This window comes from Anisomitus miae (SeqCode) (genome assembly GCF_054906395.1).
Window position 1 is genome coordinate 81,449 of the sequence record NZ_JBRACL010000006.1, and the last position, 16,939, is coordinate 98,387.

Consider the following 16,939-nt stretch of genomic DNA (forward strand, 5'->3'; position numbering starts at 1 on the left):
AATTTATATTTAGGAGTGATTTATTGAAATTAAAAAAAATTACTAATATTTTTTCAAGATATAAAAGTTATGGTTTGCTATTATTTATAATGCTTATTGTGATTATTACTGTCTTGTCTTCTACTCTTGAGAGAAAATATGATTTAAAGTTAGGGCAAATATCTCAGTACACCATAAAAGCTCCTAGAGAAACGCAAGATAAATTTTCTACAGAAAATAGAGTAAAGGCAGCTAGAGAGGAAGTTGCTGCACAGTTTAATCACAAAAGGGAAGTTCGTTATGAAGTTGCAGAGAGCATACAAAAATTGTTTAAAGAATTCTACGAACTTAAAGATTATTCTATAATTGCTGATTCTGTATTTTCGGATTTAAATAGAAATTATGGAATATCATTGGAGATAAGTGATTATAGGAAAATTCTATCCTTGGATAATGATACATTGATTTTGTATGAAAGGTATTTAATCAATGTAGTGAATAAGGTTTATGAACTTAAGATTGAAGAAGGAAATTTGAGCGATCTTGAAAATGTAAAGTCATTTGTTAAGGAAGAGGTAAGCAAGAATATAGAACAAGAAGGCTTTAGTAATATTTCCATGAATATTATTTTGCCCATGATAAAACCAAATTTCTTCTATGACCAAGAAAAGACGGAACAAAAACGTGAAGAGGCTGCGAAAAATGTTTCACCCGTTATAGTTAAGAAGGATCAAGTTATAATTGAGGCTGGAGATACGGTAACAGAGAGTCATATATCTATACTAGACAGTTTAGGGATCTTAAAAACGTCAAATACAAATTGGAAATTAAATTTTGCCATATTGTTACTTGTTATTCTAACATTTATAATTGAGTGGTTGTATTACAAGAGATACCAGAGAGAATGTGTGAGTAATATAAATCTTTTAAGTGTTGTTATGATTGTGAAATTCTTGATACTCATCTTATTTAGAGTTATAGGAGATGAGTATATATACATAGTACCATTCGCTCTAGGGCCATTGGCAGTAACGGCTCTGATAAATAATAAAGTATCTCTTATCACTAATCTTATGACTCTCATTTTAATTGGAATAATAATCAAGTTTAATACAGTTATAATATTCATATGTTTGTTTGATATAATTTTGGGAACGTTGTTCTTGAAAAGGCTAAAAAGTAGGATTCATTTCATAAAGTTATCTTTATGGTTCGGAGTAACCAATGTGGTAGTACTGATTACTACATCAGTTATAGTTGGGAATATAAATTCTCTTATGATTGTAAATATAATGAACTCTTTGTTAAGTGCTGTTTTATCTTCCATATTGGCGGCAGGTATACTTCCTGTTTTTGAAAATCTATTTAATATAGTAACCTCTATGAAATTATTAGAGATGATTAACCCAGAGCATCCTTTGCTTAAGAAACTTGTAGTTGAGGCACCAGGAACTTACAATCATAGTTTAATGGTTGCAAATTTAGCAGAAGCGGCTAGTGATGCGATAGGTGCGAATTCTTTGTTAACTAGGGTATCTGCTTATTATCATGACATTGGGAAAACTGGGAGGCCATATTTTTTTAGGGAGAATCAGGTAGGGGGTAAAAATCCTCATGATAGACTCGATCCTTTAACAAGTGCAAATATAATTTTTTCCCATGTTAAGTATGGGATTCAATTGGCTAGGGAATATAAATTGCCAAAATTTGTTGAACATGCTATAGAAGGTCATCATGCTAATACATTGGTAAAATATTTCTATTTGACTATGAAGAATAATTCTCCCAATCCAGATGAAGTTAATGAAAAACAGTTTAGGTATGGAGGAGAGTTACCTAAGACAAAAGAAGTAACCATACTCATGTTTGCTGATAGTGTGGAGGCTACAGTCAGGTCTTTGAGTGAGCCTACTCAGGAAAATATTAAAAAAGTTATAGAGAATATAGTTGATGATAAAATTAGGGATGGACAATTAAAAAATAGTCCTATATCATTTAGGGATATAGAAATTATAAAAGAGTCTTTTCTAAAAACGTTGAAGGGAATATATCATGAGCGTATAGAGTATCCGAAAGAAGAAAATAAAGGTGAGAGTTAAAAACAAAAGGTTTTATTATGGGTATTGTATTAGAGAATAATCAAAATATGATTTGTTTGTCTGATGATTTTATGGATTACATAATTAGTGTTGCTCAGAAGATTTTAAAAATTGAGCGTGTAGATGTAGATTATGAAGTTTTTATTTCTATGGTTGATAATTGCAGTATTAGGAAGATTAATTTTAAATATAGAGGGATAGATAGTGACACAGATTGTTTGTCTTTCCCGATTTTGGATTATTGTGAAGGTAAAGTTTTCAAAGAGCAATATTCAAACTTCCAATTTCCAGAACACTATTTGGAGGATGGGAAATTGATTTTAGGGGATATTATAATATCTCTTGAGAAAGCTAAATCTCAGAGTATAGAATTTAATCATAGTTTTAAAAGAGAAGTTATTTATTTAGTTATACATTCTTTGTTGCATTTATTAGGTTATGACCATGTAGATGATAAAGATAGATTTACTATGAGAGAAGCGGAGAAAAATATAATTAGAGAGATTGGGATATATAGAAGTAGCTAAGGGAGGGAGATATTATTAAGGTAAAAAAGATAGTTGATAGTTTTAACAATGCTATATCGGGTATTTTGTATTCTGTGAGAACTCAATTGAATATGAAGATACATTTAATTATTGCACTTTTAGTTATGGGGGCATCGTTATTTTATGATATAACTAAGGTAGAACTTATAATATTGTCTTTTACTATAGTCTTGGTGATATTTGCTGAACTTGTAAACACTGCAGTAGAAGTTTCCATTGATGCAACTACAAATTATTATCATCCCCTAGCTAAGATTGCAAAAAATATTTCAGCAGGAGCTGTTTTAGTTACAGCACTGAATGCGATTTTTATAGGATACTTGATCTTTTGGGATAAAATAAATAATCTCGGATTTCAGGTTATAACGAAAATAAAACAAAGTGATCCATATATGTCATTTATAATTTTGGTTATGGTAGGGATAGTTACTGTCATAATCAAGGCTATATATGGAGAAGGTACTCCCTTAAGGGGAGGTATGCCGAGTGGTCATAGTACAATTTCATTTTCAATAGCAACTATAATATCCTTTGTTGCAAGCGAGCCGATTGCTATTGGACTTAGTTTTTTGATGGCCATAATTGTTGCACAAAGTCGTGTTGATACAGGGGTACATAGTCTGAAGGAAGTTTTAGTAGGAGCGATTTTGGGAACAGGATTGACAGTTTTGATATTGAGGATTTTTTTATAAATTATTGATACGGGAGGTAGTTATGATGATAAACAGTGATTCTTTTGTTAATCTTATAAATGGTGCTATTGAGACAAGGAAGCAGTCTTATTCGCCTTATTCTAATTTTAAAGTTGGAGCTAGTATTTTGGTAGATGATGGTAAGATTTTTGTAGGATGTAATATAGAGAATGCGTCTTATGGTGCATCGAATTGTGCAGAAAGGACTGCGATATTTAAGGCAGTTTCTGAAGGATATAAATCTATTTATGCGATATGTGTTGTGGGTTCATTTGATGAATACACCTATCCTTGTGGTATCTGTAGACAAGTGATGTTAGAGTTTGCCAATCATAATGATATTCCTGTCATAATAGCTAAAGATAGAGAAAATTATTTAGTACATAAATTAAGTGAAATTATTCCATTTAGTTTTGGTAAAAAAGATTTATAATTGAGAGGTTATATAATGCATAGATCGGGTTTTGTAGGTATAATTGGTAGACCGAATGTTGGTAAATCTACTCTGCTGAATTCTTTTTTTAATCAGAAGTTAAGTATAGTTTCAAGCAAGCCTCAAACGACGAGAAGTAATATTATTGGTATTTTGGATGATGATGATTATCAATTAATTTTTACAGATACTCCTGGGTATCATAGACCAAGACATAAGCTTGGTGAATACATGATAAAATCAATTTCGGATGGATTGAAAGAAGTAGATGTTGTAGTGTTTGTTGCCGATTATAGAAAAGAGGTTTTGAATTCTGAAATTGAGATGTTTAAGAAAATACAAGGTAGAAAAGCTTCAAAGATATTTGTCCTTAACAAAATTGATGAAATGAGACCTGAGGACGTGTTCTTAGCCCTTAAGAAATATAGCAATATTATAAAATGTGATGAATACATACCGGTATCGGCTTTGAAAAGAAAGAATTTAGATAAATTATTGAAAATGATATTAAAATACGTACCTGAAGGACCCAAATATTATGAACAAAATCAAATTGCTGTTAACCATGAGAGGTTTTTTGTATCTGAGATTATAAGGGAGAAAATTTTAAAAATTATACGAGATGAAATACCTCACGGTATTGGTGTTGAAATCACTTCTATGAAATATGATGATCAAAAAAGGAAGTACAATATTGAGGGTAATATTTTTTGTGAAAAGGACAGTCATAAATTGATCATTATTGGTAAAGATGGACATATGTTAAAGAAAATCTCTACTTACTCTAGATATGATATTGAGAGATTCTTAAATAGTAGAGTGTATATAAGATTATGGGTAAAGGTTCGGAGAAATTGGAGAGATGATAATAATCATCTTAAGAGTTTGGGTTATAATTAGAGAGAAGCTTGTTAAGCTTCTCTTCTTTTATTGTTATTGTGAAATTTGGAGTTTGATTAATGAAAGATATTTTTTTAGATGTGAATAGATTATTTTTGGAATTTAGAGATAAAAATTATGCAGATTTTATGACTGGATATATGAAAAATAAATTTAAGTTTCTAGGAGTTAAAAGTTATAATAGAAGAAAGGTATTTAAACATATATTTCCTAGATTGGAAAATGATAATAAAATTTTTGTAGGATTTGTTTTAGAATCTTTCGAAATGTGTTTTAGAGAGTTTCATTATCTTGCTATTGATTATTTAATTAGAATGAAAAGATGTCTTGTTGAAGATGATATTACGTTTATAGAGAAGGTCATAATTCTAAAGCCTTGGTGGGATACTGTAGACTTATTAGCCAGTAATCTGGTAGGATATATTTGTGAAAAATATCCAAAGATTATTCCTAAACATATATCAAATTGGATCAATCATAAAAATATTTGGTTGAAGAGAAGTAGCATAATTTTTCAATTGAGATATAAGCAAAATACCGATTTAGAGTTTTTTGAGAAGGCGATAAAAGATAATTCTCAAAGTGAAGATTTTTTTATCAAAAAGGCTATTGGATGGGCTCTAAGAGAGTATGCAAAGACAGATGAAGATTGGGTTAGAAATTTTGTGAATAGGAATCATCTTAGTAATTTAAGTGTAAAAGAAGCAATGAAATACATAGGGAATGGGGTGAATTTTCATAAATAATTTTATGAAGATAGCATTTGGAGTTTATTAATGTAAAAGGTTTTGTTTTAAAAGAGCAAACTTACAAAGAAAATGACAAGATTGTATGGATTTTATGTGAAGATATAGGTAAGATATCAGTGATGGCTAAGAATTCAAAAAAAATTACAAATTCTTTATTTGCTATTACGCAACCATTCAGTCTCGTACAATTAAATCTTAAAAAAGGAAAAAATTTTTATTACATATTGGATGGTACTTTGATAAAGAGCTTGAATTTCATCGGTAATAGAGGTAGTATTTTTTATATTTCCTATTTCTTTGAATTGCTTGATATTGCATTTTATGAGAAGGATGCAATTAATGAAAAGTTTTTTGAATTTCTAGTTAAGATTTTTTTATCTTTGGAAGTAGAAAATGTTAATAAAGATTTGATTATGCGTGTTTTGGAATTACGAATTCTCAAAAATGTAGGTTGTAGTTTGGAGTTTAAGTATTGTTATCATTGTGGCGAGGCAATTACAGGAAGTGTAGTTTATTTTGATTTTTCGCTTCAAAGTGTGGTTTGTTGTTCCTGTAGGAAATTAAAGGAGTCTAAGATTGAAAACAGAATTATAAGTATAATGAGATTTTTATGTACAGTTAATATAATCGGTATTACAAAGTTAAAAATATCTGACGAAGATGTGGAGACTATATTTAAGATTAATAAGGTCCTGATTGAGCAAAATCTTATTAGGATACCGAATAGTATAAAAATTTTGGGGAGGTTATTAGATCTATGAGTGATAATGTGTTATTGCAAAATATTGAGATATTAAGGGAAAAATTTAAGATATCTTATAGGGAGGCTAAGGAAGCATTAGATGTTAATAATAATGATGTTATAGAGGCGTTGATATTTTTAGAAGACAAATATGGCGAGATAGGAAGTTGTCCATTTTCATTTTATATAAGTTGCGTGAAAAATAAATTGTGTAAATTATATGAGAAAGGCAGTAAATGTCGTATTTTGATAAGTATAAAGAAAAATGTAGTAGCTGATATTCCACTTACAGCCGCTGTAATTTCATCGTTTGCTATTATTATATATCCTATTTTTGCGTTGGTTGAAGTAGGGTTTATTTTGTTGCTCGATATAGATTTTAAGATAATTGATGAACGTGGAGAAATATATGATGTGAATAATACTGTGAAGAGCAAAATAGGTCAAGTCTTTACAATGTCTAAGGATAAAATAGGCAATGTTATATCAAATGATATGAAATTTAGTATAATCGATATGAAAGCCAGGGCAACAGAGTTTGGTAAAAAGGCTATTGACAACATTAATGATATCATTGAAAATAAAATATCAAAGAGCATAAGCAATAGGGTTTCTGATTATGCGAAGTTTGTGTATGATGTCGATAAGGATGAGGTTAATCAGGAATATAATTTTTATCATAATGGAGATTCAAATCTAACTGATGATGTTATCACAAAATCAGAAAATGAAATCACCAAGGAAGATCCTGTAAATGAGTTTAAAGATGACATAGCTGACTGAAGATTTAAGACTCTCTAAGTTTATTTGTATATCAATAAATTATTATAATTTATATACAATATTTGTGATATAATGTATAATTAGGTAGGTTTTAGTCAAACATTACAATTATGCGCAGCATTATAATTTTTATTTGTTAGGAATAAGAGGAGTGAGTTTAATGTCTAAAAAGTATGTGTACCTTTTTAGTGAAGGTGATTCTTCTATGAGGAATCTTCTTGGTGGTAAGGGCGTTAATCTTTGTGAAATGACAAAAATAGGCGTTCCTGTTCCTCAAGGGTTTATAGTCAGTACAGAAGCATGTAATCAATATTATGAAGATAACAAGAGATTGTCAGCTACTATTGAACAGCAAATTAATGAGACAATGTCTAAGCTAGAGTCTATAACTGGTAAACAGTTTGGTGGAAAGAAAAATCCTTTATTGGTTTCTGTTAGATCAGGTGCTAGGGTTTCTATGCCTGGTATGATGGATACAATTTTGAATTTGGGACTGAATGATGAAGTTGTAGAGACCATGTCTAGGGATACTAACAATGAAAGATTTGCATACGATTCTTACAGAAGGTTTATTCAGATGTTTTCTGACGTTGTTATGGGTATGGAAAAGAGAAGCTTTGAACATCTTCTTGAAAAGATGAAAGAAAAGAAGGGTGTAAAACTTGATACGGAATTGAATGCAAGTGACTTAAAAGAATTAGTTCGGCAATTTAAGGATCATTACAGAAAAGAAAAAGGAGAAGATTTTCCTAGTGATCCTAAAAAACAGTTAATTGAAGCAGTTGTTGCCGTATTTAGATCATGGAATAATCCAAGAGCTATAGTTTATAGAAGGATGAATGATTATCCTTCGAGTTGGGGAACAGCAGTTAACGTTCAAGAAATGGTGTTTGGGAATAAAGGTGATCAGTCAGGTACTGGTGTTGCTTTTTCAAGGAATCCATCTACGGGAGAAAATAAAATTTTTGCAGAATATTTGATGAATGCACAAGGTGAAGATGTCGTTGCAGGAATTAGAACTCCGGAACCTATTGAGACATTGGAACAACGAAATCCTGCTATTTATAAAGAGTTTATAGATATAGTAGAAAAACTAGAAAAACATTACAAAGATATGCAAGATATGGAGTTTACTATCGAAGAAGGTAAACTGTATTTTCTTCAAACCAGAAATGGTAAGAGAACTGCACAAGCAGCATTAAAGATTGCTGTTGATCTAGTAGATGAAAAGCTAATCGATAAAGAAGATGCAATTTTGAAAGTTGAGCCTAAGCAGTTAGATACATTATTACATCCCACTTTTGACCCTGAAGTTATTAAAAAATCTGTAGTTATAACAAAAGGTCTTCCAGCATCTCCTGGAGCGGCCACAGGTAGAATAGCTTTTACAGCTCATGAGGCAAAAGAAAGAGCTGCTTCTGGTGAACAGGTTGTTTTAGTAAGACTTGAGACTTCACCGGAAGATATTGAAGGAATGGTAGCAGCACAAGGTGTTCTTACAGTAAGGGGCGGTATGACATCACATGCGGCAGTTGTTGCAAGAGGTATGGGAACTTGTTGTGTTGCTGGGTGTGGAGATGTAAAAATAGATGAACAGTCTAAGATATTAGAAGTCGGAGGGAAAAAATATACTTCGAATGATTATATTTCAATAGATGGTTCTACAGGGAATGTTTATGGAGAACAAATAAAGACTGTTGCACCAGAGATAAGTGGATATTTTGAAACTTTTATGAAGTGGGCAGATGATGTTAGGAAACTTAAAGTTAGAACAAATGCAGATACACCTAAGGATGCAGAGCAAGCAATTAAATTTGGTGCTGAAGGTATAGGACTGTGTAGAACTGAGCACATGTTTTTTGAAGCTGACAGAATTTCTGTGGTTAGAGAAATGATTGTTTCTAAAACTGAAGAGCAAAGGAGAGCAGCTCTTGACAAGTTGTTGCCAATGCAAAGAAAGGACTTCGAAGGATTATATGAAGCTATGAAGGGTTATCCAGTTACAGTTAGATTTTTAGATCCTCCGCTTCATGAATTTTTACCACATAAAGATGAAGAAATAGAAGATCTTGCAAAGGACATGGGTATATCTTTTGAAGAGTTAAAAAATACGGTTGAGAGTTTGCATGAATTTAATCCAATGATGGGACATAGAGGTTGTAGGTTGAGTGTTTCATACCCTGAAATTGCTGAGATGCAAACACGTGCTGTTATAGAGGCTGCAATAAACGTAAATAAGAAAGGGTTTAAGGTAATTCCAGAAATAATGATACCTCTAGTAGGAGAAATAAAAGAGCTTAAGTATGTTAAGGAAGTTGTTACTAGGACAGCAGAGGAAGTTATGAAGGAAAAAGGGGTTATATTAAAGTATATGGTAGGTACTATGATTGAGATTCCTAGGGCGGCTCTTACTGCTGATGAAATTGCCAAAGAGGCTGAGTTTTTCTCGTTTGGTACGAATGATTTAACACAAATGACTTTTGGATTCTCACGTGATGATGCTTCTGGATTTTTGTCAGATTATTATGATAAGCAGATTTATGAATCGGATCCTTTTTCTAGAATTGATGAAAATGGTGTAGGTAAGTTAGTTGAAATTGCGGTTGAAAAGGGGAAAAGTACTAGAGAAGATATAAAACTTGGAATATGTGGGGAACATGGAGGAGATCCAGCATCAATAGAATTTTGTCATAATATAGGACTTGATTATGTTTCATGTTCACCGTTTAGGGTTCCAGTTGCAAGGCTTGCAGCAGCTCAGGCTCAAGTAAAAAATAGAAAATAATCATCTTTAAGGCTGACTTTATAAAAAGTCAGCTGTTTTAATTTTTTAAAATATGTTAAAAGTAGATATCAAATATTTTTCAAATTTATTTGAGAATACAAATTGACTATACATTGATATACATGTTTTAGATAAAAGATTTTCGCAAATTAATTTTTGATCTGGAGATAGAGAATCAATATTTTTAAAATAATACTGTGATACTTTCCAGAATTTTTGAGGGAACGAAAGGTATGAAATTAGATATAGAAAATCATCTATAGAAATGGGATTAAATTTATTGTAATATTTAATTAATTTGGTAAATAAGTCAAAGTTCCAATCTATATTAGATCTTCGTAAATATCTACGCATAAAATATCCCAAATCTGACATGGAAAAATTTACGCAAGATTTATCGAAATCTATTGGAATTATATTTTTTTCAGTCATTATTATATTTTTGTTTACATAATCTCCATGGCAAACACTAATGCTTAAATTGTTAAAATTTATTACTGATGAGTATTTTATAGATATATTTGAAAGACATTTTGCGATATTAAAATTTAAAAGAAAGATGTTTGAAAACTTATCATTTAGAGAATTTGCTTTATTTAACATTTTAATAAAGTTCTTATTGTGATTATTTAACTTTTGTTTTATATTCACGAAATTGTTTCTGGTTTTAGCCCCTTTGATTAATGATATTTTACTTGAGTATTTATGTATTCTTGAAAGTAGAATAACTGATTCTATACATTTACTTAAATTATTGTAATCGAGTTTTTTACCTTCAATCCATTTTGTTAATGTAAATAGTTTATTATAAAATTCTAAAAATGGATGATTTGTTTTGGACATTATAAATTGAGGTACTTTAAATCCATATATATTTAGCCATTTTAAATAAGAATAAATAAATAGTAATTCCTCGATTTTTAAATAACTTTGTTTTAAACAGAAAAAATTGTCGAATGAGCTTACTTTATACACTATTCGAGTATTTTTTGAAAATTTTTCCTTTATTTTGTAGATATTAAAATTTTTAATTCCAAAATTATGTAAAATATGTTTTAAATCTACACTTTCATACATAGTTAATACCTTCAAAAATTAAGTATATAATTAGAATATTTTAAAAATTATTATATTATACATTATTTTTTAAAATATAATTTAACTTAAGAAGGAAATTTAAGTTAAATATAGAATATTATCATGTGGATGTGTGGTATAAGTGTAATTTTTATGTAGAATTGTGAAAGAAAATCGGTTCTCATGGATTTTGTTAAAGTTATTAATAAGGTATAATATTGTTTAAAATTGGAAAAATTAAAAAACAATTTGTATTTTGTTGCGTATTAGGTGTTATTTTAAAAGGTGATCTATGGAAAATGAAAATTTCTGATGAGGTAGTAAAACAAGTTCGTGATAATAGCGATATAGTGGAAGTGTTGGATAGATATTTAACTTTAAAAAGAAGTGGAGATAATTATTTAGCTTTATGTCCATTCCACAGTGAGAAGACACCATCGTTTGTTGTGTCAAGTAAGAAGCAAATCTTTAAGTGTTTTGGGTGTGGAGAAAGTGGCAATGTTATATCCTTTGTTATGAAGTATAGAGGTCTTGATTTTGTGGAATCTATTAAATTTTTAGCCTCTGATTTAGGAATTGTGATTGCTGATGGTGAAAAATTTGATAATTTAAAGAAATATTATGATATCTTGGTTGATGCGGCTAGGTACTTTTATATAAATCTTAAGAAAAATGCAAATATCGTGAATTATTTAAAAAATAGAGGATTAGACCGATCTATTATAACTAAATTTGGTATTGGTTATTCTCTTGATTCTTTCAATTCTTTAAATAAATATTTGGTTGATAGAGGGTACAGAATCGAAGATTTACTTAATATTGGTTTGGTTGGAAGTAAAAAAGGAAGCTATTATGATAAATTTATGAATAGAGTGATGTTTCCAATTTTTAGTTATTCGGGGAAAGTTATTGGATTTGGTGCGAGAGTTATTGATAACAGGTTACCTAAATATTTGAATTCTAAGGATAGTATTGTTTTTAAGAAGGGTGACAATTTATACGCAATGAATTTTTTGCTGAAATCTAGTAATACTTTTGATAGTATAATAATTGTTGAAGGTTATATGGATTGTATATCTTTACATAGTAATGGATTTACAAACGTGGTTGCTTCTATGGGAACCGCACTTACTTTGGAACAAGTTAAGCTTTTGGTTAAGTATACGAATAGAGTTTATCTTTGTTTTGATAATGATGATGCTGGTAAGGAGGCTGTTGCAAGGAGTTTCAATGTATTAAAAGATTTTTTTAACGATGGATTAGAAGTTTATGTTGTTGAGCTCAATGATGCTAAAGACCCTGATGAATTCTTAAAGAAGTATGGGAAGCTTGAATTTTTATCTATGATTAATTCAAGCAAGATGTTAATAGAGTATTTATTAGAATTTTATAAGCAGAAAATTGGGATTGAGGATAATAGTCATAAAAAGAGATATTTAAAAGTTGCTATAGGTATAATTGAACAGTTAGATATAGTCGACAGGGAGTATTACATTAAATTATTAGCAAGTAATCTCAAGATTAGGGAAGATATTGTTATTAAGTATTTTGATAACGAATATTATAATCATACTAATCAAGGTAATTATTTTGAGTTAGAAGATAAATTTATTGAAAAAGCTCATATTAAAGCAGAAAAGCAGTTATTGAATTTAATGCTAAAAAGAGAATATTTAACATATATCTTAAATAGTAATGTAGACGAGAGTTTGTTTTCGCTAGATGTGCATAAAAGTGTTTTCAGAGCAATATTGGAATTTAATTCCGATGAAAGTCAAATTTTAACATATTTAGAAAAAAAACTAAATACTTATGAAGAGATTAAAGTAATAATATATTTTAAAGAAAGCAGCTTGATTTACGATAATAACAATATTACTGACCAAATTGATGACTTTATAAAAATTTTGAGGAAAAATGTAATAAGTGATTTTAAGGAAAGGATTACACATATAATTGAAAAATACGAATCTAATGCTGATGAAAATAAGTTTGTTGAATATTTAAGTATACTTAATACGGTTTCAAAATTGGAAATAGAAGAAAAATTATCTGAAGCTATGGATTTTATTAAAGTTTTGAGGTGTGATTGTAGGAAGGAGGACATTCTGTGAAGGATAATAGTTATGTTATGTCTGTCTTAAAAGGATTGTTAACCAAAGGTAAAGAGTCAGGCGGATTATTATCCAAGGATATAATGGATGAATTGGAGGATGTAGATTTAACTCCTGAGCATGTCGAAAAGTTATACATTACTCTTGATAAGATGGGGATAGAGGTTGTAGATAATTTTTCTAATGAGTTTGTTGAAGATTTAGATTTGAGTTCTGTGATACCTGAGGGTATTGTTATGGACGATCCTGTTAGGATGTACTTGAAAGAAATAGGTAGTGTTCAACTTCTTACGTCCGAGGAGGAAATAGTTTTAGCTAAGAAAATAAAACGTAATGATGGTACCTCTAAGGTTGCCAAGAGAAAATTGGCAGAAGCAAATTTAAGGTTAGTTGTTAGTATAGCTAAGAGATATGTGGGAAGAGGAATGCTTTTTTTGGATTTAATACAGGAGGGTAATCTAGGTTTAATTAAGGCAGTTGAGAAATTTGATCATACAAAAGGATTTAAATTTAGTACCTATGCGACGTGGTGGATAAGGCAGTCTATAACTAGGGCTATTGCTGATCAGGCAAGGACAATTAGGATACCTGTTCACATGGTTGAAACTATAAATAAATATACTAGAGTTTCACGACAGTTGCTTCAAGAATTAGGTAGAGATCCTCTACCAGAGGAAATTGCGAAAGAAATGAATATGTCGGAGAGTAAGGTTAGAGATATAAGGAAAATAGCACAAGAACCGGTATCTTTGGAGACTCCGATAGGTGAAGAGGAAGATAGCCATTTAGGTGATTTTATACCTGATGACGATGCACCGGCACCGGCAGAGGTTGCAACATTCACTTTGTTGAAAGAACAATTAATGAATGTTCTTGATACTCTTAGCATGCGAGAAAAAAATGTACTGAAGCTTAGATTTGGATTGGATGATGGTCGGGCAAGAACCTTAGAAGAAGTAGGGAAAGAATTTAAGGTAACTAGGGAAAGGATACGGCAAATTGAAGCAAAAGCCTTGAGAAAGCTTAGACATCCAAGCAGGAGCAAGAAGTTAAAGGATTATCTAGAGTAGCTGCCAGGGCTACTCTTTTGTGATTGGAGAGAATTAACCGATGAAATTAAGCAACAGAATAAAACACATAGTCAAAATGTGCAAATACAACGATATTATACTTGACATGTGCTGTGATCACGGATACATAGCAATAAGTTTGTTGAGGAAGAATAAATGTAAAAAATGCTATGCCGTTGATATAAACAAACTTCCACTAAATAAAGCTAAAACAAATATAAAAAACAACAACCTAGAGAATTACATAGAATGCGTTGAATCCAATGGTTTTGAATTTATAAAAAACAAAGAAGATGCTAATGATCTAGCAGCAGTTATAGCAGGTGTAGGAGGGGATACCATTACTAGTATTTTAGGGAATAAGCCAAATGTAATTAAAAACATGAACTACATATTAATACAACCAAACTCGTGTTCAAGGAATATACGCAGACATGTATACTCCATGAGTATACATGTTGAACAGGAGGATATCGTGTTTAGCAATGGAGCATACTACGAGTATATACTAATTTTTCCAAAACAACAAGGAATTTTGAGTGAAGAATATCAAAATTTTTTGTTAGAATTTGAATATGAAATCCCTGTATGTGTTATTGATAATACAGGGGGGATTTATAACGATTTTATAAATTGGAAAATAATGAGATATGAAAAGGCATTATTTCAAATGATAAATAGTGATTTTATGGGTTATAAAATTTCAAAATTTAAAAAAAAAATTTCTATGCTTAGAAGGTATATAAAATGATAGTTAAAGATTTTTTAGATAAGTTAAATACTTATATTCCTCGAGATTTATCCTTGTCTTTTGATAATGTTGGACTTCTGGTAGGTAATGAGGATAATTTTATAAATAAAATTTATGTTTGCCTAGATGTGACAGAAAAAATAATTGATAAAGCAATACATAGTAATATTGATACTATAATTACGCATCATCCTATTATATTTTCTCCTATTAAATCGATTACGAACAAAAATATAATTGGTAAGAAACTGATAAAATGTATTGAAAATAATATAACTGTTATATCGTATCACACGAATTTAGATGCTGTAACATTTGGAATGAATGAAAAATTAGTTGAAATTTTAGATTTAAAATATAAACGTGTTCATGTGCTTAATGTTAATGATGTAGATAAAAAAAGTGGTATAGGTAGGATTGTTTATTTGGAAGAAGAAATGTATATTTTACATATCATTGATAAAATAAAGAAGATATTTAATATTGAAATAGTTAGATTTGCTGATTGTGGTAAAGATATGGTGAAAAAGATATGTGTCATAAATGGTTCTGGAAATAGTTTAATTAAAGATTGTTATAATGAAAATATAGATTTAATAATAACGGGAGATACAACTTATCATACTGCGTTTGATTCTATAGAGAATGGTATTAGTATAATTGATCTTGGACATTTTAATTCCGAGAATTTAGTATATAAAGAGGTGATGAAGAGATTTTTGAAATTTGTAATTACAGACAAGATTGCTGTCCATTATGATTCATTATTAACAGATGTATATAAATATGTATAACATTTCAGGATATGTAGGAGAAAAGATAATGAAATTAAGAGTTAATAAGGTTTTTTATTTATCGGGTTCTATTTTAATAATTGTTTTAGCAGGGTTAATGATTTTTAATCTGAGCATATATAAGCCTAATTTTGATTTGGGTGCTTTGATTTCATATGAATCTCAATATTTAAATTTTAATGAAAGTTCAGGATATATTTTTATTGAGCCAAAAAGAAACTCAAATACAGATAAAGGTGTTGTTTTTTATCCTGGTGCTATGGTAGAAGAAAAATCATATATACCATTGTTGGTTGAGCTTTCTAAAGGTGGGTACGGGGTTTATATTGTGAAATCTTTATTCCATTTACCAATTTTAAACCAAAATGCTGCTGAAAGTATAATTGCAGAAGGTAGATTTGACGATTATATTTTAATTGGGCATTCCTTAGGAGGAGCATCGTTACTTAAGTACCTTTCTAAGGAAACGGAGCTTTCTAAAAAAATTAAAAATGTAGTTTTGTTGGCTTCTTATAGCGATGGAAGTCATGTTTTTGATAACGATATTAACGTATTATCTATGGTAGGTAGTAATGATAAAGTTATAAATATTGAGGAATATGAAAATGATAAGCAGAATTTACCTAGTGGAACTAAATATATTACCATAGATGGAGGTAACCATGCTTATTATGGTAACTATGGAAATCAAAGGAAAGATGGCGAAGCAACCATATCTATAGAACAGCAACAATATGTTGTGTTAAGTGAAATTGAAAAATTTATAAATGAATCTAGGTAAAACCTAGATTCATTTTTTTGTTTTCTATACAATATATTTTTAGACGAGCGTGTTTTTATTGGGAGAAAAAATTATGACCAGACAGTATGGTATCATAAAAATAATCGGATTAATAGGAACAGGAATCTTTATAAAAATTTTATTGGATGTGGTGAATATGAATTCAAATAACGAAGACAATAATGATTTAATTAGTAATGAAAATTTTGTTTCTGCTAGATCTGCTAGCGTTGCCAATAGAACTGAAATAAAAGATATTATATATAAAGTTTATAAAAATATACTAAATACTAATGTTAGTTCTAGTGTTTCAAACTCATGGGCTAATAAATTGTCAACTAAGCAATCAACTTTATATGATTTTCTAGTTTCTGTTATTACTCCTAAGATAAATCAACTAAATACGACTTCACTAGTTCAGTATCTATATCCAAGTATTTTGGGTAGAAGTGCTACTACAAGCGAATCCTCGAAACTTGTGTCTACTTTTAATGAGGAATTGAGAAAATATGGATCTAAGGAACGTGCTTTAAAAAAGATGATAACTTATTTTGTCAAGATGAGTTCTATTGTAAGTTACTGCAATAAATTGGATGTTAAGCCAATATAAATATTTGATTTAAATTAATTTATTTGTTAGAA

General features: G+C 29.8%; 16 protein-coding genes. 15 read left to right on the forward strand and 1 reads right to left on the reverse strand.

Features of this window, described 5'->3' with window-relative positions; genetic code table 11:
* The first annotated feature begins 23 nt into the window (after window positions 1-23).
* From AALI31_RS03000 to ppdK, 9 genes are all read left to right on the forward strand, one after another.
* Window positions 24-2,078 (forward strand): HD family phosphohydrolase, encoded by a 2,055-nt coding sequence (locus tag AALI31_RS03000; protein WP_489885049.1) that lies wholly within the window; start codon window positions 24-26, stop codon window positions 2,076-2,078.
* A gap of 17 nt (window positions 2,079-2,095) precedes the next feature.
* Window positions 2,096-2,605 (forward strand): rRNA maturation RNase YbeY, encoded by a 510-nt coding sequence (ybeY, locus tag AALI31_RS03005; RefSeq protein WP_489885050.1) that lies wholly within the window; start codon window positions 2,096-2,098, stop codon window positions 2,603-2,605.
* A 14-nt stretch (window positions 2,606-2,619) separates the two neighbouring features.
* The gene (locus tag AALI31_RS03010; protein WP_489885359.1) at window positions 2,620-3,318 is read left to right on the forward strand and encodes a diacylglycerol kinase; all 699 of its coding nucleotides are present in this window, start codon (window positions 2,620-2,622) and stop codon (window positions 3,316-3,318) included.
* A gap of 25 nt (window positions 3,319-3,343) precedes the next feature.
* Window positions 3,344-3,751, forward strand: a complete 408-nt coding sequence (locus tag AALI31_RS03015) for a cytidine deaminase (RefSeq protein ID WP_489885360.1) — start codon at window positions 3,344-3,346, stop codon at window positions 3,749-3,751.
* Window positions 3,752-3,766: 15 nt separating this feature from the next.
* Window positions 3,767-4,651 carry a GTPase Era gene (gene era, locus AALI31_RS03020; RefSeq protein ID WP_489885051.1) on the forward strand — a complete coding sequence of 295 codons (885 nt, stop codon included), beginning with the start codon at window positions 3,767-3,769 and terminating at the stop codon, window positions 4,649-4,651.
* A gap of 59 nt (window positions 4,652-4,710) precedes the next feature.
* On the forward strand, window positions 4,711-5,397 hold the full coding sequence (locus tag AALI31_RS03025; protein WP_489885052.1) for a DNA alkylation repair protein: 687 nt from the start codon (window positions 4,711-4,713) through the stop codon (window positions 5,395-5,397).
* Between the two features lie 17 nt (window positions 5,398-5,414).
* Window positions 5,415-6,161, forward strand: a complete 747-nt coding sequence (recO, locus tag AALI31_RS03030; protein WP_489885053.1) for a DNA repair protein RecO — start codon at window positions 5,415-5,417, stop codon at window positions 6,159-6,161.
* Window positions 6,158-6,925, forward strand: coding sequence for a DUF4342 domain-containing protein (locus AALI31_RS03035; protein ID WP_489885054.1), 768 nt, complete (start codon window positions 6,158-6,160; stop codon window positions 6,923-6,925). Before recO ends, AALI31_RS03035 begins: the two co-directional genes overlap by 4 nt.
* Window positions 6,926-7,085: 160 nt before the next feature.
* Window positions 7,086-9,710, forward strand: coding sequence for a pyruvate, phosphate dikinase (ppdK, locus tag AALI31_RS03040; protein ID WP_489885055.1), 2,625 nt, complete (start codon window positions 7,086-7,088; stop codon window positions 9,708-9,710).
* A 45-nt stretch (window positions 9,711-9,755) separates the two neighbouring features.
* Here ppdK and AALI31_RS03045 read toward each other — a convergent pair whose 3' ends face one another.
* Entirely contained in the window at window positions 9,756-10,787 is a 1,032-nt protein-coding gene (locus AALI31_RS03045; RefSeq protein ID WP_489885056.1) for a phosphotransferase, read from the reverse strand.
* A 299-nt stretch (window positions 10,788-11,086) separates the two neighbouring features.
* Between AALI31_RS03045 and dnaG the strand changes: the two genes are divergently transcribed.
* The 6 genes from dnaG to AALI31_RS03075 all read left to right on the forward strand — a co-directional run bounded on the left by dnaG (window position 11,087) and on the right by AALI31_RS03075 (window position 16,907).
* On the forward strand, window positions 11,087-12,901 hold the full coding sequence (dnaG, locus tag AALI31_RS03050; protein ID WP_489885057.1) for a DNA primase: 1,815 nt from the start codon (window positions 11,087-11,089) through the stop codon (window positions 12,899-12,901).
* Window positions 12,898-13,971 carry an RNA polymerase sigma factor RpoD gene (gene rpoD / locus AALI31_RS03055; RefSeq protein ID WP_489885058.1) on the forward strand — a complete coding sequence of 358 codons (1,074 nt, stop codon included), beginning with the start codon at window positions 12,898-12,900 and terminating at the stop codon, window positions 13,969-13,971. The genes dnaG and rpoD overlap by 4 nt, the downstream gene beginning before the upstream one ends.
* Before the next feature lie 40 nt (window positions 13,972-14,011).
* Window positions 14,012-14,722 carry a tRNA (adenine(22)-N(1))-methyltransferase gene (locus AALI31_RS03060; RefSeq protein WP_489885059.1) on the forward strand — a complete coding sequence of 237 codons (711 nt, stop codon included), beginning with the start codon at window positions 14,012-14,014 and terminating at the stop codon, window positions 14,720-14,722.
* On the forward strand, window positions 14,719-15,516 hold the full coding sequence (locus tag AALI31_RS03065; protein WP_489885060.1) for a Nif3-like dinuclear metal center hexameric protein: 798 nt from the start codon (window positions 14,719-14,721) through the stop codon (window positions 15,514-15,516). The genes AALI31_RS03060 and AALI31_RS03065 overlap by 4 nt, the downstream gene beginning before the upstream one ends.
* Window positions 15,517-15,544: 28 nt before the next feature.
* Complete coding sequence (locus AALI31_RS03070) at window positions 15,545-16,297, forward strand: alpha/beta hydrolase (RefSeq protein WP_489885061.1); 753 nt, start codon at window positions 15,545-15,547, stop codon at window positions 16,295-16,297.
* A 73-nt stretch (window positions 16,298-16,370) separates the two neighbouring features.
* On the forward strand, window positions 16,371-16,907 hold the full coding sequence (locus AALI31_RS03075; RefSeq protein ID WP_489885062.1) for a hypothetical protein: 537 nt from the start codon (window positions 16,371-16,373) through the stop codon (window positions 16,905-16,907).
* Window positions 16,908-16,939 lie beyond the last annotated feature (32 nt).